At 40.7% G+C, this 25,483-nt stretch carries 24 protein-coding genes and 1 tRNA gene; 8 read left to right on the top strand and 17 right to left on the bottom strand.

Annotated elements, in window-relative coordinates:
* Positions 1–42: 42 nt before the first annotated feature.
* A complete protein-coding gene (gene acs, locus J0X13_RS06200) occupies positions 43–1,950 on the top strand; it encodes an acetate--CoA ligase (RefSeq protein ID WP_207070552.1) in 1,908 nt (635 codons plus the stop codon).
* A 34-nt stretch (positions 1,951–1,984) separates the two neighbouring features.
* On the opposite strand, the gene J0X13_RS06195 is transcribed toward acs, so the two are convergent.
* Entirely contained in the window at positions 1,985–2,635 is a 651-nt protein-coding gene (locus J0X13_RS06195) for a 3'-5' exonuclease (protein ID WP_207070551.1), read from the bottom strand.
* Positions 2,635–4,554, bottom strand: a complete 1,920-nt coding sequence (locus tag J0X13_RS06190; RefSeq protein ID WP_207070550.1) for a DUF294 nucleotidyltransferase-like domain-containing protein — start codon at positions 4,552–4,554, stop codon at positions 2,635–2,637. Before J0X13_RS06190 ends, J0X13_RS06195 begins: the two co-directional genes overlap by 1 nt.
* Positions 4,555–4,848: 294 nt before the next feature.
* Between J0X13_RS06190 and J0X13_RS06185 the strand changes: the two genes are divergently transcribed.
* A complete protein-coding gene (locus J0X13_RS06185) occupies positions 4,849–5,394 on the top strand; it encodes a hypothetical protein (protein WP_207070549.1) in 546 nt (181 codons plus the stop codon).
* A 79-nt stretch (positions 5,395–5,473) separates the two neighbouring features.
* Here J0X13_RS06185 and J0X13_RS06180 read toward each other — a convergent pair whose 3' ends face one another.
* The 3 genes from J0X13_RS06180 to J0X13_RS06170 all read right to left on the bottom strand — a co-directional run bounded on the left by J0X13_RS06180 (position 5,474) and on the right by J0X13_RS06170 (position 7,053).
* Positions 5,474–6,400: an alpha/beta hydrolase family protein gene (locus J0X13_RS06180; protein ID WP_207070548.1), complete on the bottom strand. Its 927-nt coding sequence runs from the start codon at positions 6,398–6,400 to the stop codon at positions 5,474–5,476.
* 292 nt (positions 6,401–6,692) lie between these two features.
* Positions 6,693–6,881, bottom strand: coding sequence for a hypothetical protein (locus J0X13_RS06175; RefSeq protein WP_207070547.1), 189 nt, complete (start codon positions 6,879–6,881; stop codon positions 6,693–6,695).
* 98 nt (positions 6,882–6,979) lie between these two features.
* A tRNA-Met gene (locus J0X13_RS06170) sits at positions 6,980–7,053 on the bottom strand.
* Positions 7,054–7,191: 138 nt separating this feature from the next.
* Here J0X13_RS06170 and J0X13_RS06165 point away from each other — a divergent pair.
* Positions 7,192–7,575, top strand: coding sequence for an START-like domain-containing protein (locus J0X13_RS06165; protein ID WP_207026332.1), 384 nt, complete (start codon positions 7,192–7,194; stop codon positions 7,573–7,575).
* Positions 7,576–7,629: 54 nt separating this feature from the next.
* On the top strand, positions 7,630–8,475 hold the full coding sequence (locus J0X13_RS06160) for an aminotransferase class IV (RefSeq protein WP_207070546.1): 846 nt from the start codon (positions 7,630–7,632) through the stop codon (positions 8,473–8,475).
* Here J0X13_RS06160 and J0X13_RS06155 read toward each other — a convergent pair.
* From J0X13_RS06155 to J0X13_RS06135, 5 genes are all read right to left on the bottom strand, one after another.
* Complete coding sequence (locus J0X13_RS06155) at positions 8,472–9,032, bottom strand: YqgE/AlgH family protein (RefSeq protein WP_207070545.1); 561 nt, start codon at positions 9,030–9,032, stop codon at positions 8,472–8,474. The genes J0X13_RS06160 and J0X13_RS06155 overlap by 4 nt on opposite strands.
* A gap of 119 nt (positions 9,033–9,151) precedes the next feature.
* The gene (locus tag J0X13_RS06150; RefSeq protein ID WP_207070544.1) at positions 9,152–9,424 is read right to left on the bottom strand and encodes an HU family DNA-binding protein; all 273 of its coding nucleotides are present in this window, start codon (positions 9,422–9,424) and stop codon (positions 9,152–9,154) included.
* 176 nt (positions 9,425–9,600) lie between these two features.
* Positions 9,601–10,563 carry a methionyl-tRNA formyltransferase gene (gene fmt, locus J0X13_RS06145; protein WP_207070543.1) on the bottom strand — a complete coding sequence of 321 codons (963 nt, stop codon included), beginning with the start codon at positions 10,561–10,563 and terminating at the stop codon, positions 9,601–9,603.
* Positions 10,544–12,436, bottom strand: a complete 1,893-nt coding sequence (locus J0X13_RS06140) for a RecQ family ATP-dependent DNA helicase (RefSeq protein ID WP_207070542.1) — start codon at positions 12,434–12,436, stop codon at positions 10,544–10,546. Before J0X13_RS06140 ends, fmt begins: the two co-directional genes overlap by 20 nt.
* Positions 12,436–12,999: an AAA family ATPase gene (locus J0X13_RS06135; protein ID WP_207070541.1), complete on the bottom strand. Its 564-nt coding sequence runs from the start codon at positions 12,997–12,999 to the stop codon at positions 12,436–12,438. Before J0X13_RS06135 ends, J0X13_RS06140 begins: the two co-directional genes overlap by 1 nt.
* Positions 13,000–13,087: 88 nt before the next feature.
* Here J0X13_RS06135 and J0X13_RS06130 point away from each other — a divergent pair, with 88 nt between their 5' ends.
* The 3 genes from J0X13_RS06130 to murA all read left to right on the top strand — a co-directional run bounded on the left by J0X13_RS06130 (position 13,088) and on the right by murA (position 15,428).
* Complete coding sequence (locus tag J0X13_RS06130) at positions 13,088–13,375, top strand: DUF493 family protein (protein ID WP_207070540.1); 288 nt, start codon at positions 13,088–13,090, stop codon at positions 13,373–13,375.
* Positions 13,376–13,457: 82 nt separating this feature from the next.
* Entirely contained in the window at positions 13,458–14,105 is a 648-nt protein-coding gene (locus J0X13_RS06125) for a DUF4290 domain-containing protein (RefSeq protein ID WP_207070539.1), read from the top strand.
* Positions 14,106–14,120: 15 nt separating this feature from the next.
* Positions 14,121–15,428 carry a UDP-N-acetylglucosamine 1-carboxyvinyltransferase gene (gene murA, locus J0X13_RS06120; RefSeq protein ID WP_207070538.1) on the top strand — a complete coding sequence of 436 codons (1,308 nt, stop codon included), beginning with the start codon at positions 14,121–14,123 and terminating at the stop codon, positions 15,426–15,428.
* Between the two features lie 9 nt (positions 15,429–15,437).
* Here the strand turns inward: murA and J0X13_RS06115 are convergent, their stop codons facing one another.
* The 6 genes from J0X13_RS06115 to J0X13_RS06090 form a co-directional block, all read right to left on the bottom strand.
* Positions 15,438–17,405 (bottom strand): tetratricopeptide repeat-containing sensor histidine kinase, encoded by a 1,968-nt coding sequence (locus J0X13_RS06115; RefSeq protein WP_207070537.1) that lies wholly within the window; start codon positions 17,403–17,405, stop codon positions 15,438–15,440.
* A 143-nt stretch (positions 17,406–17,548) separates the two neighbouring features.
* Positions 17,549–18,553 carry a pirin family protein gene (locus J0X13_RS06110; protein ID WP_207070536.1) on the bottom strand — a complete coding sequence of 335 codons (1,005 nt, stop codon included), beginning with the start codon at positions 18,551–18,553 and terminating at the stop codon, positions 17,549–17,551.
* Between the two features lie 71 nt (positions 18,554–18,624).
* Positions 18,625–20,052, bottom strand: coding sequence for an amidohydrolase (locus J0X13_RS06105; RefSeq protein WP_207070535.1), 1,428 nt, complete (start codon positions 20,050–20,052; stop codon positions 18,625–18,627).
* 100 nt (positions 20,053–20,152) lie between these two features.
* A complete protein-coding gene (locus J0X13_RS06100; RefSeq protein ID WP_207070534.1) occupies positions 20,153–21,466 on the bottom strand; it encodes a cryptochrome/photolyase family protein in 1,314 nt (437 codons plus the stop codon).
* Positions 21,466–22,158, bottom strand: a complete 693-nt coding sequence (locus tag J0X13_RS06095; protein ID WP_207070533.1) for an SDR family NAD(P)-dependent oxidoreductase — start codon at positions 22,156–22,158, stop codon at positions 21,466–21,468. Before J0X13_RS06095 ends, J0X13_RS06100 begins: the two co-directional genes overlap by 1 nt.
* A 1-nt stretch (position 22,159) precedes the next feature.
* On the bottom strand, positions 22,160–22,657 hold the full coding sequence (locus J0X13_RS06090; RefSeq protein ID WP_207070532.1) for an SRPBCC family protein: 498 nt from the start codon (positions 22,655–22,657) through the stop codon (positions 22,160–22,162).
* A gap of 175 nt (positions 22,658–22,832) precedes the next feature.
* Between J0X13_RS06090 and J0X13_RS06085 the strand changes: the two genes are divergently transcribed.
* Positions 22,833–23,687: a DUF2911 domain-containing protein gene (locus tag J0X13_RS06085; protein ID WP_207070531.1), complete on the top strand. Its 855-nt coding sequence runs from the start codon at positions 22,833–22,835 to the stop codon at positions 23,685–23,687.
* 50 nt (positions 23,688–23,737) lie between these two features.
* Here the strand turns inward: J0X13_RS06085 and J0X13_RS06080 are convergent, their stop codons facing one another.
* The gene (locus J0X13_RS06080) at positions 23,738–25,444 is read right to left on the bottom strand and encodes a sodium:solute symporter family transporter (protein WP_207070530.1); all 1,707 of its coding nucleotides are present in this window, start codon (positions 25,442–25,444) and stop codon (positions 23,738–23,740) included.
* Positions 25,445–25,483 lie beyond the last annotated feature (39 nt).

Raw genomic sequence — 25,483 nt, 5'->3', positions numbered from 1 at the left:
GAAACTGAAAATAATTTACATATTAACTAAACGTAGCGTTACATGAGTAATTATCATATCAAGCACTTGGAGGAGTATTTTCAGGTGTATCGAAAATCCGTTAGAAACCCCGAAGGATTTTGGGAGGAAGTTGCAGAAGAGCACTTTCACTGGCGTAAAAAATGGGATTCTGTATTGGAGTGGGATTTTACCAAGCCAGAGATTAGTTGGTTCAAGGGAGCTAAGCTGAACATTACCGAAAACTGTATTGACCGTCACCTTCGCATTAGAGGGGATAAAACTGCAATTCTTTTTGAACCCAACGATCCAAATGAAGAAGCAGAACACATCACCTACAATCAACTTCATGAACGTGTTTGTAAATATGCCAATGTACTTAAGGAGAAGGGTGTGAAAAAAGGAGACAGGGTTGTGATCTACCTTCCCATGATTCCAGATTTGGCCATAGCATTATTGGCATGCGCACGCATTGGTGCAATTCATTCCGTTGTTTTTGCAGGTTTTTCTTCAACAGCATTGGCAACGAGAATAAACGATTGTGGTGCTAAAATGGTTTTGACCTCTGACGGTTCTTATCGAGGAAAGAAGGTTATCGACCTCAAAGGAATTGTAGATGAAGCTTTGGAAAGTTGTCCGGATGTTGATACGGTATTGGTGACCAAGCGTACCGGAGGTAAGGTGATCATGAAAGAAGGCCGCGATGTTTGGATTCAACCGCTTTTGGACAAAGCGTATTCCGATTGTGTACCGGAAATCATGGATGCGGAAGATCCACTGTTTATTCTGTACACTTCGGGATCTACCGGGCGTCCAAAGGGAATGGTACATACAACGGGAGGTTATATGGTGTATACGGCATATACATTTAAAAATGTATTCCAGTACCGCGAGGAAGATGTGTATTGGTGTACTGCCGATATTGGTTGGATCACGGGACACTCATACATTGTCTACGGACCATTGGCCAATGGTGCCACAACCGTAATGTTCGAGGGAGTACCTTCTTATCCAGACTTTGGTAGGTTCTGGGATGTGGTGCAAAAGCATAAGGTAAACCAGTTTTACACCGCTCCAACAGCCATTAGGGCGCTTGCCAAGGAAAACTTGGATTTCGTCACGGAATATGACCTTTCCAGCTTAAAAGTGCTGGGTACGGTAGGTGAGCCCATCAACGAGGAGGCTTGGCACTGGTACAACGACCACGTAGGAGAAAAGAAATGCCCCATTGTGGATACTTGGTGGCAAACGGAAACAGGAGGGATACTTATTTCGCCAATTCCATTTTCCACACCAACAAAACCAACCTATGCTACCTTGCCCATGCCAGGTATTCAACCGGCACTTATGGATGAAGATGGCAAGGAAATTAAAGGAAACCAAGTGGATGGAAGGTTGTGCATCAAATATCCATGGCCATCAATCGCCAGAACTATTTGGGGTAACCATCAACGTTACAAAGACACTTATTTCTCGGCTTTTGAAGGTAAATATTTTACTGGGGATGGAGCCTTGAGGGATGAAGTTGGTTACTATCGAATTACTGGTAGGGTAGATGATGTGATCATTGTTTCCGGTCATAATTTAGGAACAGCTCCTATTGAAGATGCCATTAATGAGCATCCGGCCGTAGCCGAATCCGCAATTGTTGGTTTCCCGCACGACATCAAAGGGAATGCCTTGTACGGATACATTATTTTGAAGGAAACAGGGGAAACCCGGAACCGCGACAATCTGAAAAAGGAAATCAACCAATTGATCACAGAGCACATCGGGCCTATCGCCAAGTTGGATAAAATCCAGTTTACCGAAGGCCTGCCAAAAACTCGAAGTGGCAAGATCATGAGGAGAATTCTTAGAAAAATTGCATCCAAAGACACCAGTAACTTAGGGGATACTTCAACTTTGTTGAATCCGGAAGTAGTGGAGAATATTATGAAGGAAAGTCTTTAAATAGGCCATATTGAATACATTATAAAGGGCCTCTTTATCTAAGGAGGTCTTTTATTTTTTCCGGTTTTAGCTTTTCAATGATTCGTAAAAAGGCAATAGCGGTGATAAAGGCGTCACCTAAAGCGGTATGCCTGTCTTTTCTGGAAATGCTGAATTTGTTGGCAAGGTCATCCAGCGTGTACCTATCCTTGCGCTGCACCACGGTGGATATCAATAAGGTTCTTATGTAAAGGGATTCGGTATCCAAGGTCCTGTTCTTCAATTTGGGCAGCCCGTTCCTTTTTAGTGCAGCATTTATCATATTAATGTCGAACATAACATGATGCCCCACCAAAATATGGTTTTTGGCGTACACCAAAAACTGTTTCAAAGCATCAAGTTCCGAGATACTTCCTTTTTTACTTTTCTTTAAAATGCCATGTATTTCAGCACTCTCCGAATCATAGTGATCCTGTTGAATGTATACCTCAAAGCTGTCCTTGACCACAATATTGTTGTCCAGTAGTTTCAGCGCCCCGATACAAAGCATACGGTCTCTGGTCAAACTAAAACCTGTAGTTTCCGTATCCAATACCACAAAAGTGTTGTCATGGATACCCTCTGGAAGCTTTTCTTTGAAATACTCTTCGTACTCCCACCAAAAATCGGGAAGTTCCAGCTGTTTTTTTGGGGAGAACGGCCACATTAGCGCAACATATTTTTTACTTGGAACCTCACTTCGATCAACGATTGGATTTCCTTAACGGTTTTGAAGGTTCTTTTCAATTTAATTTTCTCTTCCTTGTTCAATTTGTCCAAAGCAATGTACCTGCCCGAATCGTTATGGAGCAAACCTTGTCTGGTCCTGAATTTTAGTAATGCTTTGCTGGCGTATGAGCACGCGAGGTACAGTTCTTTGTTGTTGGGTTCCAATTCGGCCAACTTTTCATAACGCTCTGCCGTGTTGTTAATGGATTTGATGGAATGCGATAAAATTAAAACCCGCGCAGCATCGATAATGGGCATGAGCACACGTAGTTTTAAATCGAAAAAGTCTTTGTGCTCTCCATCCTGTTCCACCAAAAAATCTCTAAAAAAACCTGATGGGGAAGGATTTTGTAAAGCTCCACTGGCCAAGTGCGTAAAAAATTGGGGATATTTACGGGCATGGTCAAATATGCTGTGTGATAGTTCATCGGCAAGCGATTTGTCGCCATAGGTTACGTTGTAATCAAAAAAGATGGAGGATAGAAGTATTTCCTCAGGTCCCGGATTGTGAATCCAATGTGCAGTGACCTTTTTCCATTCCGTTAAACTATGGCACCATGATCGGTTGGATGCCATCATATCCGCTGGGCAATACTCAAATCCTATGGTATTGAGCATTTTGGAAATACGTTCCCCAAGTTTTAAAAAATAGCTTCGGGTAGCTTCCAACTTTTCCTCTGGTACATCCTCAAAAATAATGGCGTTGTCCTGATCTGTGTTCAATAATTGTTCCCCACGGCCTTGACTACCCATGCTGAGCCAGGTAAATGTTGCTGGCGGTTCCTCTTCCATTTTGGCCAATGCAATTTGAATAACCTGTTTTGTGGATGCATCATTGAGTTCAGAAATAATTTTGGATACCAATCCCAATGGAATGTTTTGATCTAAATAGCCTTGTAGCAGATTCATGACACCGTGTCGTATCGCACGTAATCTTTTGGCATCCGTAGCTCTTTTAATGGCCCTTAAAAGCACTGCTGGGTTGTTTCCTACCGCCACCATGATGTCGTGCTTGGAAAGGATTCCGACGGCTTTCGTATCCGTAGTACCATCTTTTGTTAGCACAAGATGACTGATATTACTTTTCATCATGGCCATTTGGGCTTGTGCCAGTGTAAGTTCTTTGGGGTATGTGATTATAGGGGAGGACATGATTGCTTTTGCGGCTCCTGTAATGGGAAACAGTCCTGTGGCAACCTTTTTTCTCAAATCTTTGTCCGTTATGATCCCAACGGGCAAATTATCTTTCTCCACCAAAATGCAACTTACGTTATACTGGGTCATTTTGTTGGCTATGGTTTTAATTTTGGTGCCCTCCTTGCATGTAATAAGGTCAGTGGAATACTTAATGGGTTGAAGATCCAATATTTTGTTGGTGGAGTATTGCTCCGCCTCGGTATTTACACCGTACAATTTTCCTCGGTGTTTAATGGAGTAGGGGTTACCGGTATTGGAAGCAAAGCTTTCTATCAAAAAGTTTCCGATTCGTTTATTTTCCAATGCCAAGGGCTTAAAGTCTTTGATTGGAATAGCGTAAAGAATGGTCTCCTCGTAAGCCTTGGCCTCTAATTTATAGCTCTCATGCGCGAGCAAGGGCCTTAATCCAAAAACATCGCCCTCGTCACATATATCCAATATTTGACTTGAGCCCGACTTGGACAAGGCTATGGCACCCTTGTTCACCACATAAAAATACTGGTGCGGATTTTCATTTTCGGAAAAAACAATGGTATTGGTCTCTTTATGGATGATCACAACCTCAAGTGACAAATGCTCAAGCTGTTTTGCCTCCATGGAATTAAAGGGAGGGTAGTTTTTCAGGAAATCGGCAATACGTTCGGATATGGTGTTCTTCATGGTGTTTTAAATGTAAGACAAAGAAGGGAAATATCATATCCCGATAAAACTCTGTCAGATCAAAATTGTGATTTGTTGGTTCATAAGGGGAATCCATCAATTATAGATAGTGGAGTGGATGATATTTACATTTCTTTATGGAAGAATTTTACCAGTAGTATATGCGAAATAAAGGGAAAGATTGTAAGAAAAGACAAGGCTCTAAAGCACATGGTATTTTAATGGATTAGAAATTTCCCTTGATGTAAAACTCTAAAATATATCATCAAATCAATAAACATAAACAAAGTCCACATGAAATTAAACGTTATTTGCTTAGCTTTTTTTATTGTTGGCAATGTTTTATCGCAAGGTGGAGATGATTTGGAAAACATTTTTAGAATAAATTTTATCAACCCTGCACTGGAATATGAAAAAAAAACAGGAGATTATTCTGTAATCAGCGGAGCAGCTGGGATTGGATATGGTGGTTCTTACAGAGAACTTGAAATTCAGGGTGATGGGTTCGTATATATAGTGAGTCCATTTGTGGACATACAGTACAAATTGTTCTACAATAGAAAAAAGAGACTTTCCAAAGGTAAAAACATAGCGTACAATTCAGGTGATTATGTTTCCCTCCGAGGAATAACAAGATTTTTTCCTTTAACAGAAAATGTAATCAGAACAGATAAAACGGATTTTGCCATAGGCCCTACTTGGGGGCTGCAACGAACGTATGGTAAAATACATTTTCTGTTTGATATTGGCCCACAGTATTATTTTGATACAAAGGGAAATGGAGGTTTTTTTCCAATTATGGCACAAATTAATGTTGGGTTTAACCTATCTTCCAAATAAGGGGTTTGCTGGGTCAGTGAACACGTATGAATCAATACGTAGACAAGGTTAAACTTTGTTATCAACCGCAGGTTTAATCCTAATTATGCTCCAATACCCATTGGATTACATCATCAACATAGGCATCGGGGAGTTCATGACCGGAATCGTAAAACTTTAGTTCCTTGTCTTCCATCTTTATATTGCCGTAAAAAGCTTTGGCTTCATCCTCAGGGATAAAAAAATCGGATTTTCCCATCAACATGGCTACGGGAGCATTTTGATCGGCTACGCTATAAAGTGGGCTGATGGCCTTCAATTTATCGGCTATGCCTTTAGGCCAATTCAGTCCAACAATTTCCGAGTATGGCCTGGACATTGGCGGTACACAGGCAACTACACAATGGATTCTATGATCAACATGGTTCAACATCAATGAAATAGCACCACCCATGCTATAGCCTATCAAATTGAATTTTATTTTTTGGTCTTGAATGCTTTGTTCCAGGTAATCCATTATTAATCGGATCTCCTTAGCACTTGATGAATATAAATCGTACATGCTTTCTGCGTCCTCTATATTTTTTGAACGCATGGGGGGCAAAGAACCTGGGTTTCTAAAGTTTAATTCATAGGACCTTTCACCATGGAATTTAGCGTCCGGTATCACCAGGTTAAACCCATGCAGCAAAAGGGAGTCTTTTATTGCTGTTAGGTTCTTGGTATACTGTAAATAGGGCATGGAAGGATTAACCCAATAATCTTTATTGCCTCCCAGGCCATGTATCAATATGGCATATCTATTTTCTGAATTTCTTTTATTTATAAAGTGATAAAAGGGGATTTTGGAATCGAACCCGTTGAGCACGACTTTTTCCATTTGGGTAAGAGAGTCAATGGTTTGTGTTTCCACAATTGCTGCCGATGGATTCAAATTTTCATATTCAAAATGTGATTTATAATCCTGACCGTATACATAGGAAATGGATAGGAACAGAATATATATGAGGTATAATTTTCTCACCATTTATAGTGTATTGATTGTTAGTGTTTTATAAATATATCAATATATTTCTGGATTATGTTCCCGTATATGGCTTTTACTATTTGGAAATGGGCAGGTAACCTACATGCTGCAAATTTTAAATACCGGAAAGAAAGGATAACAAAAAAGGCCACTTCTATGTGGCCTTATCTTTGAATGTGTTAAGAGTTAATTCACTTATTTCCTATTACTGGCTTTGTTGTATGCGCGTATCATTAATATGGCCCATATAGCGACCACTACAATAACAACAACAGAGAACCATAAAACGATATCATTTGCTGTCATTGTCCACAAGTTTTAGGTAAATCATAACGCCTAAAAGTGTAGGTGCCCAAAGACCCACAAAGAGACCATGTTTTTGGTTGCCGTTAAGAAACAGGTATTCTGCCACCAGTATGATCAACGCACATAAGATCAACATGAGCAAATTGCCGGTTCCCAGCTTTTTAAAATAATTCATTCGAGGTTGGTTTAAAACCTTGAAGTTAGGAAAAAAAGAATACGGAGAAAAAAAGAAAGCCATTCAACTGAAAAACAGCTAAATGACTTTGATATTCGTAGCGAGAGGGGGACTTGAACCCCCGGCCTCCGGGTTATGAATCCGACGCTCTAACCAGCTGAGCTACCTCGCCGTGATTTTGTTAAGCGGGTGCAAATATATGTTTAAATTTTCGCTGAATCAAAATTCATTATTAATTTATTATTTGATATTTATTTTTATATCTTCCCAAACTATACTAAAGTTGAAAAACGATTTAAAGAACACGACAATGAGTGATAAGGTTAAATTTGAACTGGAGTTCGTAATCCAGGCTTCGCCTCAGTTGCTTTACCAATATATTTCCACGCCCTCGGGACTATCTGAATGGTATGCCGACAACGTTAATTCCCGTGGGGAAATATTCACGTTTATTTGGGATGGTGCAGAAGAGAGAGCAAAAATGCTTAAACGTAAGAGTGAGGAATTTGTGAAGTTGGCATGGGAAGAAAATGAGGATGATTCCTTTTTTGAAATGCGGATTATAGTTGATGAAATAACCAAGGATGTATCCTTGTTCATAACAGACTTTGCTGAAGAAGATGAGGTGGACGAAGCAAAGATGCTCTGGGAAAACCAGGTTTCGGACCTTAAACAGGTTCTTGGTTCGACCTAGTCTTATTCTCAAGTAAACCGTATCTTTGGTCCCGATTAAAATCGGGACTTTTTTATGGTCAATTGTAACGGAGAACTTTTAGCAGAGGATAAAGCGATTTTTACCCACAACAACAGGGCTTTCAAATATGGCGATGCACTTTTTGAAACGGTTCGTTACGTAAATGGAACCCTCTTTTTTTGGGAAGACCACTACTTTAGATTGATGGCTTCCATGCGTATTCTGAGGATGGAAATCCCAATGGAGTTTACCTTGGAGTTCTTGGAGGAGGAGATCAAGAAGACCATTGCATCCAACAATCAGCAAAACGGTGCGGTCCGTGTACGTTTGACTGTATTTAGAAACGAAGGTGGCTTGTACACTCCAAGCACCAACGACGTGTCATACGTAATTGAGACCAATCCAATGGAATCTCCTTTCTTTATTCTGAATGAAGATGACTATGAAGTAGAATTGTTCAAGGACTATTATGTGAACAAGGACATGCTCTCCAATCTAAAATCCACCAATAAAATTTTGAATGTGGTAGCCAGTGTTTATGCTGAAGAAAACGGTTATGCCAACTGTTTATTGGTAAATACGGATAAAAAGGTGGTAGAGGCGATTAACGGAAACCTGTTTTTAGTAAAGGGCAATGAAATTAAGACTCCGCCCTTGGGCGATGGATGTTTGGATGGCATCATAAGAAAAAACCTTATGAAAATCATTGCAGGCTCCGAAGAGTACGATTTGGTTGAAGATTCAATATCTCCTTTCGAACTTCAAAAAGTAGACGAGTTGTTCATTACCAATTCCATTGTGGGCATACAGCCTATCAGCAAGTACAGAAAAAAAGAATATGATACCAAAGTGGCCAAGAGCTTGATCGGTAAGTTGAATGCAAAGGCAAGGATTGGTTAATTGAGCGAGGGGTTTTCTGGGGCATTGGACCATAAAAGATAATCACCACCAAGTTCCACCATTTTTTCTTTCCAAAAGGCATTGGCCGATTTCTCCAAAATATCGCTTTCGTATTCGTTGGGCAAAACCACCCATGATTTTGAAGAAAGTTCTTGATCTAACTGACTTGTGCCCCAACCGGAATACCCTAAAAAGAACCTGATATCTTGTTCGGTAATGGTTCCGTTATTGATAAGTTCAACGGTCATCTCAAAATTACCTCCCCAAAATATCCCGTCGGAAATTTCGATGCTGTTTTCAATGAGTTCCGGTACTTTATGGATAAAATAGAGGTTGTCCTGTTCTACAGGCCCTCCATTAAATACTTGAAAGGGAATGGTAATATCCGAAACAAGGTCACAAATGGTATAGTCCAACGGCTTGTTTAAAATAAAACCTACCGAACCTTCATTGTTGTGTTCGGCGATAAGTACAACGGACCTGTTAAAAGAAACATCTCCAGTAAGTGAAGGTTCCGCTACAAGTAAATTCCCCTTTTTTGGCTTTTGACTTACCATTTACCTGATTTCTTGTATTTAAATTTAACATATTATTCAACATATACAAAAACACAGGCCATTTTAAACTAAAAAAGCACCCCAAAAGGAGTGCTTTCGTATATTAAATAAATAATTGATTAGTTTACTGCACTGCTCAATTCAGCACCTGCTTTGAACTTTACAACGTTCTTAGCGGCAATCTTAATAGTAGCCCCAGTTTGTGGATTTCTACCTTCTCTAGCACTTCTTCTAGAAACTGACCAAGAACCAAAACCTACCAAGGAAACTCTGTCTCCTTTTTTAAGCGTTCCTTCTACATTTCCCAAGAAAGATTCCAATGCTTTTTTTGCTGCTGCTTTAGTGATGCCAGCATCAGCTGCCATAGCATCGATTAATTCTGTTTTGTTCATAATGGAATTAAATTAATTGTTGTTAATATAATTTTAATGCTGAACAAATTTATATGGATTTGCCACTCACGCAAGTAAAACCAAGGGAAATCGGGGATTTTGTTGATAACTTGAAACGTTTGTTGATAAAGTCGGAAAAAAACGACAAATTTTCCCAGCCCAATCACAGCAAGGCTTTAGCGAAGGTGCGCCTCATTTTCCAGATTTAGGCCATTCAAAACCTCGTTGACCTGCATTCTTCGTTTACCGGGCAGTTGTAATTCAAGAAGGGAAATATATCCTTCCTTAACGGCTACCTTCAACGATTTTTTATCTGCGACCAGTTTTCCAAGGTTGTAGTTGTGGTCTGCCCGTTCCATTTCAGTTTTAAAAATCTTCATGGGTTCGGCTTTTCCTCCATTTACCAATTCGGTCCAAGCACCAGGGTAGGGGCTTAATCCCCTTATATGGTTATAAATGTCCTCAATCCCGGCATCCCAATCAATTCGACAGGTGTCCTTATGGATTTTTGGAGCGGGTTTAAGTTCAAGGTTTTCATCCTGCTTTTGTCGGGTGACCGTTCCTTCTTCAATTTGCTTGCAGGTCTCCACCACCAAATGAGCGCCAAGTTCCATCAACCTATCGTGTAAGGTGCCTGCGCTGTCGTTTGGCAGTATCTTTTCCGTTTTTTGAAGGATAATGTTGCCCGTGTCTATTTTTTCATCAATAAAAAAAGTGGTTACGCCAGTCTCAGTTTCTCCATTTATTATCGCCCAGTTGATGGGTGCTGCACCGCGATATTGGGGCAGGAGGGAGGCGTGAAGATTAAAGGTGCCGTGCTCGGGCATTTGCCAAACCGTTTTGGGCAACATTCTAAAGGCAACTACCACTTGTAAGTTGGCATCCAAGCTTTTGAGCTCTTCCAAAAAAGCTTCATCTTTTAAATTGGTGGGTTGCAACACCTTTAAGTTATGCTTGACCGCAAATTGTTTTACGGCCGATTCCTGAACCTTACGGCCACGTCCTGCAGGCCTATCTGGTGCGGTAATAACGCCAACTACATTAAAGTTAGCTTCCAAAAGCCGCCTTAGGCTACCCACGGCAAAATCGGGGGTGCCCATAAATACGATTCGCAATGTGTTATTTCTTGATGTACTCATTCTTAAAGTTTAGGGAGACCAACTCATCTTCCAGTAGTCTTTCCAATGTTTTCAAAAGTTGTTTTTCATCGGTCCCCATTTCTTTTTCCAGCTGCCGGGATGTGTGGGGACGGATTTCCAAGAGTTCCATGATTCTTTTCTCCAAATCGTACGGAGAGGTCACTTTCTCTTTCTTGGTGCAAATATCGCATGTGCCGCACTTTTCCGCATTTTTTTCTCCAAAATAATTCAGCAAGTAAATGCTACGGCATACTTTCTTATTCGAAATATATCCCAACATTGCCGCCATGTTATTTTGTTTAACCTGATTAAAGTCCTTTATTTTTTTGGCGAATAAATTAATGGTATGGTAATCTTCCCGTGGTACCAAAAAAGTGATTTCCAGGTCAGAAGTAATGTTTTGGTACTCCACGATATTATCATCGGCCAGTTGTTGCAGCAGCTGTTTTAACCTTTCCTCACTTGTCCCTGTTTTTTGGGATAGCATATACAGATTGATCTTGGTCTCGTATTCGGTTATGCCCCCATAGGTTCTTAAAATTGTTTGGATTATCGGAGCTGTTTTCCTGTTTTTGTCCAGATAATTGAAGATCTCGGCCTTGGAGGCCATAAATTGAAGTGTAGTTTTTTCCTTAAAATTCTCGGCAAGCGATAGCACTGAATTTTGGTCAAGAATACGGAGAGCATTAAAGGTCATATTCGCATTGAACTCGTAGCGCTTACAAAACTCATTGAATTTAAAAGCCATTGGTTCGGAAACAAGTTCGCCGTACGATATCTGAAAATAATTGTTGAGCTTGGAATATACTTGTTTCACGAAAGTTACATCGGGCAAGGTGGACAAAAATTGTTGTTTGGCCTTATCTTTGTCTTCTTTTGAAGTTATGATGATAGCGGTTGACTGTTCCCCGTCACGCCCAGCTCTTCCTGCTTCTTGAAAATAACTTTCCAGGCTATCCGGTATATGGTAATGTACCACCAAACGAACATCTGGTTTGTCCACTCCCATGCCAAACGCATTGGTGGCAACCATTACCCTAACTTTTCCGCTTAACCAAAGGTTAAGTTTTTCTTCTTTATCCGATTTTGGAATACCACCGTGAAAAAAAGAGGCTGAAATACCTTTCTTGATTAAAAAGTTGGCCAACGAAATGGACATTTTTCTGGAGCGGACATATACAATGGCGCTTCCTGGAATTTTGTCCATGTACTTATTGAGCTGGTACAGTTTGTCCTCGGAACGTTTTACTCTAAAATTAATGTTGGAGCGAGAGAAGGAATCCTTAAAAACACGGACATTTTCCAATTCCAGATTCTCCACAATATCATCTACAACTCTTGGTGTGGCTGTTGCCGTTAAGGCAATCATTGGAGTATTGGGTGCGAGTTCCTTTAAAATGGAACACTCTAAATAGGCCGGTCTAAAATCGTTTCCCCATTGGGAAATACAATGGGCTTCATCAATAGCAATGAGATTAACGTTCATTTGTTGAATCCGCTCCCTAACAATGGTTTGTTGCAAGCGTTCGGGGGACAGGTACAAGAATTTATAGTTGCCATACAGACAATTGTCCAAAAGATCGTTCAACTCGCTTGGCGGTATACCCCCCGTTAAAGCAATGGCCTTGACACCTCGTTTTTTTAATTGGGCCACTTGATCCTGGATGAGTGCCACCAAAGGGGAAACCACAATGCAGATACCCTCCACGGCCAGTGACGGCAATTGGTAGCAAATGGATTTACCACCGCCTGTAGGCATCAGGGCCAAAACATCTTGCCCAGATAGAATTGTGGTTATGATCTGCTTTTGGGATCCTCTGAAATCATCATACCCCCAAAATTGTTTTAAAATGCTTGTGATGTCCTTTTGCACTATAAATTTTTAAGTGTTTCCAAAATAAAATCAATCCGATTCAGGACTTCATCTTTTGGCACTTCGATGGGGTTATAGCCAAATTGTGTATAGACTTTCATCAAGGAATGATGAATGCTCTCTGCTTCTTCAAAGGTTTCCATCCGCTCATTATCGGAAACATAAATCTCTTTCCAAGGCGGAACAATAAAAACCGAATCGTATCTATGGTCTTCGCAATGTGAAATAAAAAAGTGGTCGTATTCCTGACCAAAAAAGTCCATATATGCCAACACATCGGGTATGCCCCGATCAAAAAAACTAATGGGAGCATCAATATGGAGCGACTCCTTGAAATGGGAAGTTCTGCCCTTCAACAAATCTTTGTTGAATTGCAGCGCATCATCTACAAAAACAAGCGGGTTGGAAATATATTCCTCGGACTGTCCTACTTCCTTTGCTTTGGAGGTCATGTCCCTAATAATTTCGTGAAAGCAATGGAAACCTTTGCTTTCCAATCCATTTACTATAGATGTTTTCCCTGTACCGGGCGCTCCCGTAATAACTACTTTACTCTTGCCCAAAGACCTTGAATTAATGCTACAAAGTAATGAAATCGCCGGAAGGAAAAAAAATTGATGGGTAAGCCATATATTTGTATAAAATTGAGGTATGGATAAGAAGGATACAGAAGAATTCTACGAGAAGCTAAAGGGAAAATTGTTGGAAAGTACGAGTTGGCCATCCAACTACCTCTACAAATTTATTGTACCAACCGACGAGGAGCGAATCTCTCAAATTCATGAGATTTTTGACAACACCGGAGCCGTTATAGAGTCCAAAAAATCTAAAAAAGGTACTTATACCAGCTTATCCATTACGGTTCATTTACAGAATCCTGATGAAGTTATCCTGAAATACAAGGAAGTTTCCGTTGTAGAAGGGATTATTTCTTTGTAAACCCTTTGTTTGCCATAATTTTATTAATTTGCAGGCGTTACCGTATTGACTTTCCAATTATCAAATTTCTAAACACATTAGTTTGAACGAAGTATACAACCTAGAATATAATACAGAGCGTCCAAAACTCTTTATTCCCGAATATGGCCGTCATTTTCAGAAAATGGTGGACTATGCAGTTACCATAGAAGACCGTGATGAACGAAACAGGGTGGCCAAGTCCATCATCAGTGTAATGGGAAATTTACAGCCCCACTTAAGGGATGTTCCAGATTTCCAACATAAGCTCTGGGACCAGTTGTTTATTATGGCCGATTTTAAATTGGACGTGGATTCCCCTTTCCCCATTACCTCAAAAGAGGTTTTGCAACAACGCCCAGAACCTTTGGATTACCCGCAAAACCATCCGAAATACCGTTTTTATGGTAACAACATCAAAAGAATGATCGATGTGGCCGTAAAGTGGGAAGAAGGTGATAAGAGATCTGGTTTGGAATATGCCATTGCCAACCACATGAAAAAATGTTATTTGACCTGGAACAAGGATACGGTTGAAGATATTGTGATATTCAATCACTTAAAGGAATTGAGCGATGGACAGATTGATTTGGCCAAAAGCGATGAGAGTTTGACGGAAAGCGGACAGTTCCTAAAGAACAGACCGAGCAGGTCCAAGTCCAGCAGTAACCGCGGTAAAAAGGGACAAAGAAGTCGCAAAAAACGATACTAAATTCCAAAGGAATAAATGGGTACATTTCGAATAGAGGGCGGACACCAGTTGCATGGTGAAATTACGCCTCAAGGGGCAAAGAACGAAGCACTGCAGATTCTTTGTGCCGTATTGCTTTCAGAAGAAAAAATCACCATAAACAATATACCCGACATTGTAGATGTCAATAAATTGATTGCCCTTCTTGAGGATTTGGGGGTTAAAATCCAAAAGAAAGGCAAGGGCTCCTATACCTTCAAGGCAGACGATGTCAATTTGGATTACCTGCAATCCGCAAAGTTTAAGGAAGATGGTCGCGGACTTAGGGGTTCCATTATGTTGGTTGGACCATTATTGGCAAGATTTGGTAAAGGATACATTCCGAAACCTGGTGGCGATAAAATCGGAAGGCGAAGATTGGATACCCATTTTGAAGGATTTATAAAACTTGGAGCACAGTTCCGTTACAACAAAGAAGAACATTTTTATGGTGTAGAAGCCGATAAGCTCATAGGAACCTACATGTTGTTGGACGAAGCTTCGGTTACAGGTACTGCCAATATTGTTATGGCCGCTGTTCTGGCGGAAGGAACAACCACAATTTACAATGCTGCCTGCGAACCTTATTTGCAACAATTATGCAAAATGTTGAATCGCATGGGGGCAAAGATCACCGGCATTGGATCTAACTTATTGAAAATTGAAGGGGTGGATTCCTTGGGAGGAACCGAACATACCATGTTGCCCGATATGATCGAGATAGGTAGTTGGATAGGTCTGGCCGCCATGACACAGAGTGAACTTACCATAAAAAATGTAAGTTGGGACGATTTAGGTCAAATTCCGACTGTTTTTAGAAAATTGGGAATTACCCTAGAAAGCAAGAACGACGACATCTTTATTCCAAAGCACGAAGAGGGTTACGAAATACAAAATTTTATCGACGGGTCTATCCTTACCATTGCCGATGCACCATGGCCTGGGCTTACTCCTGATTTGTTGAGCATTATTTTGGTTGTGGCCACTCAGGCAAAGGGGGAAGTGCTCATTCATCAAAAAATGTTCGAGAGCCGTTTGTTTTTTGTGGATAAACTCATTGATATGGGAGCAAAAATAATTCTTTGCGATCCCCATCGTGCCACAGTTATTGGTCATGACTTTAAATCCACTTTGAAGGCCACAACGATGGTATCACCCGATATTAGGGCAGGAGTATCCCTTTTGATCGCTGCATTGTCCGCTAAGGGTACATCCACTATACATAATATTGAGCAGATAGATCGTGGTTATGAAAATATAGATGAGCGCTTACGTGCCATAGGAGCCAATATAGTGAGGTTGTAATATTATTTACTAATCCTTTGGAATCAGTATGGTCACCCGCGTACCCGTATTGTTGTTTAAGTTTTCCACTTTTACCAAATCCTGATTTGAAAAACTCTTCAATGCATTAATCCTTCTTTCTGTAAGGTACATTCCCCTGGATATCCTATTGTCATCGTTCGCGTTGTTGAACTTTATAATCCCCAAACCGTTGTCTTCAATAATACATTCAATATGATTTGCTTTGTCATTAAAAGCAATGGTCAGGTGTTTCGAACCTTTTTTCGGCATCAAGCCATGAACAATGGCATTTTCAATGTAAGGTTGAACCAAAAGCATGGGAATTTCATATTTGTCGATGTCCAAATTTTTATCAACATCAAAGGAATAGCTGAAGGAATCATCAAAACGAAGGGCTTCCAATTCAACATATATTTTTAAGAGCTCAATTTCTTCCCGCAATGCCAGGCTCACGTTTATGGAGCTTTCTAAAACTTGCCGTAGTAGTTTTGAAAATTTGCTGAGATATATGAGAGCTCCTTTTTTGTTGTCCGAGTTGATTAGGTGTTGAATTGAACTAAGGGAATTAAAGATAAAATGAGGGTTCATTTGGGCCCTCAGCATTCTTTTTTCCAATTCCACGTTCATTTCCTCTATAACTTGTTTTTGCTCGGAAATCAATGTGTTTTTTTCTCTAAGGACCGTATTTGATTTCCGTTTGTTGCGGTAACGAAAATATAGTAAGCTGGCCGAAAGCATGAATAAAGTGGAAATGATCGCAAGATAGATGATGCGTTTTTTGTTCGATTCAACCTTGGTGTTCAGCAATTCCAATTCCAATTCATTTTCTTTAATTTCTTTATCCTTTAGATAAACTTCGCGTTTTACCTCAAGGTTTTGAATTTCCCGGACCTTGGTCTCATTCAAAAGGCTATCCTTGTAAGCCATGGTCTGATTTAAATGAAAAATCGCTTTTTCGAATTGGTCCAGGGCATTATAAATTTCAAATGCTTTTTCGTGCGCTTCCCGTTTTTTCTCATAGGCTCCCTGTAGGCCTTTCAATACCTCAATGTTTTTATTGGAATACACTATGGCACGATCGAATTTTTTTTGATGGAACATCAGATTGGCCAAATTATAGTACACCACTGCCTTTCCTTGTTCAAGGGAAAGTTGTTTAGCTAAATCCAATGCTTTCAAAAGGTATTCTTGGGATAATTCCCATTGTTCCAACTGCAGGTAACAATCACCAATATTGCTGTAAAGGTCGAATAATTTAATGTTGTTCTTTTGTTGTTCCCAATACGGGACTATTTTTAAAAACTTGTCCAGAGCTGCTCGGTAGTTGCCATCCGTAAAATCCATTACGGCTATATTTGCCTCAACGTCGTTCTGCATGGCCTCGCGATCTGGCCCGTTGTAAGTTTCCAAAGCCTTCTTATAACTGGCAATGGCCTTGTCCTTTTCATCCATCAGGTCATATAAAACTCCCAAGTTGTTGTAAACGGAAGCGGCATTTCTTTCCAGGTCGAACGAATCAATTATTTTAAGGCTGTTTAGATAGCTTTCCTGACTTGTGGGATAATCCCCGATACGTTTGTATACGATTCCAAGTGAATTGTATATATCGCAAACCATGCTATGATCCTTATTTTGGTTCGCCACCGGAAGGCATTTGTTCAAATACTCCAGGGAACGTGCATAATTATCCGTCATCCCATGGGTAAGGCCTAGGGAGTAGAGCGCATTGGCTTTACCGGTAGCAAAATCGATTTCTTTTGATTTTTCCAAACTTTGCAATCCGTAGGCTACGGCATTTTCTTTATCGATAAATCTGAATTTTATCCCTAAAAGCCTTAATAGGTTTACTTGAGTAGTATCATCGGCAGTTTCCAGTAAGTTCCGAAGGCTATCTATTTCCTTGGTTTGAGCAGCACAGATGTGCACCAATAAGAAAAAGAGAATGGTAGGGTAAATCAATAAACCGGGGGTCTTCATATAATATTTTACAGCCTGAACAGAGTAGGTTAGCTTATATTCAATACATATTATGGCACGGTTTCAATTTATAAAGAATTCTATTTAAAAACCCTCAAAATATTGAAGTAATATACATAAGAGCAATGTCTGTAAGAAAAGAATTATTTTTTCATATCCAATTTCCCATCTGGGTATAATGCAAAACGGCCTTTATCCTTATCGTGCACATTATCTGGGTGTGGCCAAGGCCAACCGCCAAATTGGGTAAGGCGGTAATTTTCCATCACTTTTTGTATTTCGGCTTGGGTGTTCATCACAAATGGGCCGTATTTGGCAACGGGTTCACCAATAGGTTTTCCTTGCAATAACATAAAATGGGCAGTTTTGGAGCCTACTTTAATGTGGACATCTTGGGTCGGGTCTAAAACGATACCAAAGTTAGGTTGGATTTTTTTTTCGCCAATATGGATTTCATCACCGTCATAAAAATACAGTACACGGTTAACTGAGTTGCTTGCACTGGGCAACGCATATTCTGAACCTGCATCTACATGAATGTTCCAAACAGCCACTTCGTTTTCTGGGTTGGCGGCCCAAGAATCGGGAGCAGGAGCCACTGGTTTCACCTCCTTGTACTTACCGGCAACCACTTTGATTTTAGCGTTTTCCTCTTCTACAACTGGAATATCTTCGTTCCAGAGCATTTTAAAATGGGGGTCTACAAATTTTCCGGTTTTCGGTAGGTTTAACCAGATTTGAAACAATTCCAATGTGTTTTCCTCATCATCTTTTAATAACGGAAACATTTCGGAATGCTGTACACCTCTTCCGGCGGTCATCCATTGAACATCACCCTTTCCAAATCTGCCAGCAGCTCCCAAGGAATCGGAATGATCACAAAAGCCTTTGTTCACAATGGTTATAGTTTCAAACCCACAATGTGGATGAGAAGGAAATCCTGGGATGGTCTGCCCGTGGTACATGCGCCATTTTTTTGTTGGATCAAAATCACTTCCCAAATTTCTTCCTTTAAGCAAAGAAGAATCAGGTCCCATGTCGCCATTTCCTTTTGGAAAATGGTCCAAATGGTACACACTGAACAAAAAAGGATCCAAGGTTTGCCAAGGAGAACTTAACGGAAAGGTTTGTAAAACAGGATTTTTCATAGCGCAATTCTATATTTTAAGATTGAAAAGCCTGCTTTTTGGCAGGCTTTTCAATTAAATTGTGATTCAGTTTATTTACCAGGGATCGGTGGTGGACCATCGATCATGGCCTCATATTTCACATCACCTTTTCTGGTCTTATATTCTTCTTTTACTTTTTCCACCGATTTAGGGTCGTCAAAAAGGTCAAACATGGTCATTCCCATGGCTTTAGAGGCATAGACCATTCCTTTGTGCCCAATGCTCATTCCACCGCAGGCTACCACGGCCCATGAGTGCCACGGAGTTCCTTTTGGTGCCACGGTAACACCAAGGTTAATGTTTGGTACATTCCAGCTAACATCACCGACATCCGTAGAGCCTCCGCCCGGTAGTTCTTCTGTTTCTTTTAAGGGATGAACTTCTCCATCCATGCCAACTTGTGGCTTTCCTGTAGCTTCTTGAATGGCCTTACCATAGGCGATTTCCTCATCGGTATAGGTAATAGGACCCAAAAGCTCTAGGTTGTTCTGCATTATTTTTCCTCCTTCACGGTTGACCAAAGTTTCGTAAATACCAGAAATCAATGAGTATTTATAATCCACATTGGCCATTATAGCGGCACCTTCGGCCATTGCTTTTACGCGTTCAAACGTTGGGAGCATAACATCTCTTTTGGGGTCACGAACCCTCACCCATAAACGGGCATAATCCGGAACCACGTTCACTACTTGTCCACCATCTTGAATGTGGTAATGGATACGCGATGTCGGTCTAATGTGCTCTCTGTAATAATTGATTCCGGTAGTGTACAATTCCAGGGCGTCTGAGGCACTACGTCCATTCCAAGGGTCGGCGGAAGCGTGGGCAGCCTGACCGTAGAATTCTACCATAAAGTCCACTAAGGCCAATCCACTCTGTACATCGGCTTCAATTTCGGCAGAAGGGTGCCAACTTACATTAACATCCACATCGTCCCAAAGTCCAGCTTCTACCATCCAAACTTTTCCGAAGAATTTTTCCTCGGCCGGCGTTCCGAAGAATTTCACGGTTCCTTTGATATTTCCGGCTTCAATTTGTTCTTTAATCGCAATGGCAGCTCCCAAACTGGCAGCACCGAACATGTTATGACCGCATCCATGTCCAGGTTCGCCCTCAAACCTTGGGTCTTTGGTTGGAACGGTATTCTGCGAAAGGCCTGGAAGGGCATCAAACTCGCCCAATACACTGATTACTGGAGAACCGGAGCCATAAGTGGCTACAAACGCAGTTGGAATGTTGGCCACGCCTCGGGTGACTGTCATCCCGTTTTCTTCGGCATAATCTGCAAGTAATTTTGAAGAAATGGATTCTTCAAAAGCGGTTTCGGCCAGTGCCCAAATGGAATCGCTGATTTTAATTAGATTTTCTTTGTGCTTTTCTACCGAAGCAACGACGGCTTTTTTGTCCTTGGTCATCTTTTGGGCCGATAGGTTCAGCGATATCAATCCCAAAAGGAGTAAGGTTGAAAACTTCTTCATTTTAAAGGTTTTGAGTTAGTTATGTCCTGTTGGATCGGTCAAGCTATTTCGAGATAAAGCAAAACTGTCTCAACAGAAAACTAAAATTAACGAAAAAGCTTTAACTGACCGCTTCTTTATAGGTTTTTAAACATCGTTCACGGGCCAATTTATGATCAACAATGGGGTCGGGATACGTCAATTCTTGAAGGTCTTCCACCCATTTGTTGATGTACTTCTTGTCCTTATCAAATTTTTTGATCTGTGTGGTTGGGTTAAATATCCTGAAATACGGGGCGGCGTCCACTCCGCTGCCTGCTGCCCATTGCCAATTGCCAACATTACTGGCCATTTCGTAGTCCAGGAGTTTTTCGGCAAAATAGGCCTCGCCCCAGCGCCAATCGATCAATAGATGTTTGCAAAGGAAACTGGCGACCAACATACGGACCCGATTGTGCATATAACCTGTTTCATTCAACTGGCGCATTCCAGCATCCACCAAAGGATAGCCTGTTTTTCCATTTTTCCATTTTTCAAAGTCTTCTTCATTGTTCCGCCATTCGATTCTGTCGTACTTAGATCGAAAGGCCTCATTTACAGTATGTGGAAAATGCCAGAGAATCTGCATGAAAAACTCCCTCCAGATAAGCTCGTTCCAAAAGGTCTCGTTCTTTTCATTTATGGCTTTTTTAACCATTTTCCGAATGGAAACAGTGCCAAAACGTAAATGTGGACCTAGTCGGGAAGTCCCTTTTTCCTTGGCGGGATAGTCCCGTGTATCCTCATATTTTTGAATCAAATCGGAAGTAACCGTACATTCGGGAACCTTTATGGAAGATTCCTCAAACCCCATCTCTTCTAGAGATACTTGTGGCAAGTCGTTGGCCTGATATAAGTTTTTACCAAGGTCGTTAAGCGTATCATACTCCACCAGGTGTATGGAAGGGTTAAACTTCTCCTTCCACTTTCGCATAAATGGGGTGTACACTACGTAAGGGTCTCCGTCGTCCTTTACCACTTCGTCTTTTTCAAAAATCACCTGATCCTTAAAGGTGTTGAACTGCACATCGTTTTCCTCTAAAAGGGATTTTATTTCACCATCCCGCTTTTTGGCATATGGTTCGTAATCGTGATTGGTGTAGACAGCTTCAACAGTGTAGTCTTCCAATAATTGTTGGAAAACCTTTTTGGGCTTACCGTGGAACTGTGCGATTCCGCCATCATGGTTTGTGCGGAGCTGATTGTTTATTTTTTGTAGCTGCTCATGGATAAAGGTAATCCTAGCATCATTTTTTGGGAGGTTTTCAAGTATTTCGGTATCAAAAATGAATATCGGCAATACAGGAACATCGTTTTGCAGTGCTTGGTACAATCCGACATTATCATCCAACCGCAAATCACGTCTAAACCAAAAAACAATGACTTTATCTTTCATTAACTTACGTTTAAGCTGGACATTCCGCCATCCACTCCAATAACCTGTCCTGTGATCCATGAATTATCGGAATCCAGCAAAAAGGTAGCCATGTTCGCAATATCCGCTGAGTTACCGACTCTTTTCATTGGGTGTCTTTCGGCCATCATCTCTTTTTTCTTGTCATTGCTCAACAGTCGCTCCGATAAGGGAGTATCCACCAGGGAAGGGGCTATAACGTTCACCCTAACTTTTGGTGCGTATTCTGCCGCCAGTGCACGGGCAAATCCCTCGATAGCTCCTTTTGCCGCTGAAACACTGGTGTGGAAAGGCATTCCCGTTCCCACGGCCACGGTACTGAAAAATACCATGCTTGAACCTTCGTTCATTCTGTTGATGATGGATTTTACCGTTTTTGCCAAAGCGATAAAATTGATTTCCATATCGTTTTGAATGGTATCGACACCCATTGTTTTAAATGGTTTCAGATTGATGCTCCCAGGGCAATATACAAAGCCGTCCAATTTTTCGGGAATTGCCTTTTCGGAGATATCCTCGGTCAGGGCATCAAAAGAAATGTGGGTGACGTCCATACCTGAAAGTTCATTATTACTTCGACTGGCTACATATACCTGATGGTCTTTGGAAAGCTTCTTGGCCATTTCCAATCCAATTCCATAAGAGCCACCGATCAATAATATATTCTTTTTCATGTTATACTTTTCTAATGCTTAAAAAATTCTCTTTTCCATCCACTTGGCCGAACAACTCGGCTAGCTTCTTTTCCCTAAATTCAAAAATCTTCTGCAACTGATTTTTTACCAAAAGGGGTTGTGTCAGTTGTCCCAAAAAGCCAAAGGGTAATTTATAGTCGATAATATCCTCCATTTCCACACCTTCGGGAACCTCTTTTAAAAAATGTTTATGGTGCCAAAGGGAGTAGGGACCAAAACGCTGCTCATCCACAAAGTATTCACCGTCTTTTACATGGGTAATTTCGGTAACCCATTTTGTGGAGATCAAAGGGAATGGTTTTACAATATATTGTATTACCTGACCTTGGAACATGGGTCTGTCGGCACCCGCCAAAATATGAAAACCCATATGCTGCGGAGTGATAACCGCCAAATTTTTAGGGTCCGAAAGGAAATCCCAAGCTTCTTTTTTGCTTATGGGAAATATTTGCTTTGATTTTAACTGATAGAGTTGCATCTAAATGAATTTATGCAAAGATAACAGTAAAATGTTTAAGAAAAATATTAAAAAGTTAAACAAAAATTAAATCAAGGTCTTTTATTTGCTATTTTTGTTTTATGGTTTAATTAACAAATAGGGCATCGCTTTATCTTAATTTTGCTTTGCTGAACAATTAATACATATTACAACTATGAAAAAATTTGCACTCTTACTATTTACAATGGCAACGTGTGTTTCTTTGGAAGCACAAATACAAACGCCAGCACCTAGTCCATTTTCCACTTTGGAACAAAAAGTTGGATTGACCGATGTTACCGTTAAATATTCTCGCCCTGCCATGAGGGGTAGAACAGTATTTGGTGACTTGGTTCCTTATGGCGCTATTTGGAGAACAGGAGCCAATCAAAACACAGTAATCACTTTTAGTGATGATGTAACCGTTAAAGGAAAAGAACTCAAGGCAGGAAGTTATGCCATTTACACCAGACCAGCTGAGGCTGTTTGGGAAGTTTTCTTTTATACTGATACAGAAAACTGGGGCACTCCACAGGAATGGGATGCATCCAAGGTCGCTGCGACGGTAAAAGTTGAAACCATGGAAGTACCAATGCCCATTGAGTCCTTTACCATAACTATAGATGACCTATATAACAATGGTGCTACTTTGGGCATTATGTGGGAGAACACTTATGTTGGAGTCGACTTTGTGGTTCCCACGGTTGATAAAGCGATGAAAAGCATTCAAGAGACCATGGCAAACAAAGAGGACCTCGAAGCCAATGACTACTTTGCCGCAGGTTCCTATTATTTCTCTGAGGGAGTGAATATGGAACAGGCCAAGGAATGGGTCGACAAAGCTGTTGAAATGGGTGATGGAAGTGCCTATTGGATGATGCGTACCCAGTCTTTGATTTATGCCAAAATGGGAGATAAGGAAGCCGCTATCGAAGCTGCTAAAAGATCTTTGGCCGCTGCACAAGCTGCAGGTAACCAGGATTATGTTAAAATGAACAAAGATTCCTTAAAAGAATGGGCTAAGATGTAATTGATATTTATATCAAGATAGTAAAAGACCCACTTTTGAAGTGGGTTTTTTTATTCCTTTATAGTATTGTTGCCCAAGAAGTTATCAAATATTTGAGTAATTGTGGCCAATACAATGACCAATACACAACCAAAGGCATTCAACCACAAGTAGGACATCCAATCAAAATACCAACCAATAATAACGATAATCTGGGTAACAATTGCAGCTACAAAAACAGCATTTCCTTTTACAAATTTGAAGAAAAAGGCCAACAAAAATATACCCAGTACATTTCCATAGAAAATGGAACCGATAATGTTCACCAATTGTATCAGGTTATCAAAAAGGTTGGCCACATTGGCGATGATAATGGCAATTATTCCCCAAAGTAAGGTAAAGGCCTTGGTAGCCTTTAAGTAATGCTCCTGTTTATGTTCTTTTTTGCTGTTGCGTTTGTAGAGGTCAAGAGCGGTAATGGTACCTAGGGCATTCAATTCGGAAGCGGTGGACGACATGGCCGCGGAGAGAATTACCGCTAAAAGAAGCCCAATAAGTCCCATGGGCAGATTGTTCAGGATAAAATGGATAAATACGTAATCCTTGTCGTTGGTTTCAACGGAACCATCTGCTTTGGCAATTAAACTTTTGGCAGCTTCCCTACTCGCATTTTCCTTCTCATTGATTTTTATGATATCCTGCTTTGCCTGTTCTATCGCATTATATTCTTTAAGTTCCAATGCGGCTGAGAAAGAATGCTGAGCCATTCTCTTTTCTTTCTCCAATTCTTTATGGTCTTCTTCCAAGGATTGATAGTCATTGGCATATTCCGATTGCATAACAGCTTCGGTGGCAGCGGGATTAAAATTTAGAGGAGAAGAGTTATACTGATAAAAAACAAATACCATAGTACCCACTAAAAGGATAAAGAACTGCATCGGTATTTTAAAAATTCCATTGAAAACAAGTGCCAGTTGGCTTTCACGGATGGATTTACCTGATAAATACCGCTGAACCTGACTTTGGTCTGTTCCAAAATAAGCCAAAGCCAAAAAGAATCCGCCGGTAATACCACTCCAAAAAGTGTATCGATTATCGGTGTCAAAAGTGAAATCCAAAATATTCAGCTTGTTATTGGCCCCCGCAACTTTTAAAGCTTTACCAAAAGAAATATCGGTGGGAAGAGCGCCCATTATGAAGAAAAAAGCAAAGAACATTCCCAACATTATGATGAACATCTGTTGCTTCTGGGTAACACTAACTGCTTTGGTGCCGCCAGAAACGGTATATATGATCACCAAAATTCCAATGATAATGTTCAAGGTCCTAAGATCCCATCCCAATACCGCAGAAAGTATGATAGAAGGTGCAAAAATTGTGATTCCTGCGGCCAATCCACGTTGCACCAAAAACAATAATGCCGTAAGGGTACGGGTTTTCAGGTCAAAACGCCCCTCGAGCATTTCATAAGCAGTAAATACCTTTAATTTTTTATAGATGGGAATAAATATCAAGCAGATGACGATCATGGCCAAGGGCAGTCCAAAGTAAAACTGGACGAAACCCATTCCGTCGTGAAATGCCTGGCCTGGCGTAGATAAAAAAGTAATGGCGCTTGCCTGTGTGGCCATAACGGATAAACCAATGGTCCACCACTTTACGTTATCCCCTCCGCGAACATAGTCATCCACGTTCTTGTTGCCACGAGTTTTCCAAACACCGTATGCAACGATGAAAAGTAGGGTACTACCAAGAATAATCCAGTCGAGTAATGCCATTCAGGATACTAGTTGTTTAAAATCATTATGAGGTAAAAC

This window comes from [Muricauda] lutisoli (nom. illeg.) (assembly GCF_017313105.1).
In the GTDB taxonomy this organism is placed as follows: Bacteria; Bacteroidota; Bacteroidia; order Flavobacteriales; family Flavobacteriaceae; genus Flagellimonas; species Flagellimonas lutisoli.
Note: the sequence above shows the minus strand (reverse complement) of the source record. Positions and strands in the feature narration are given on the sequence as shown.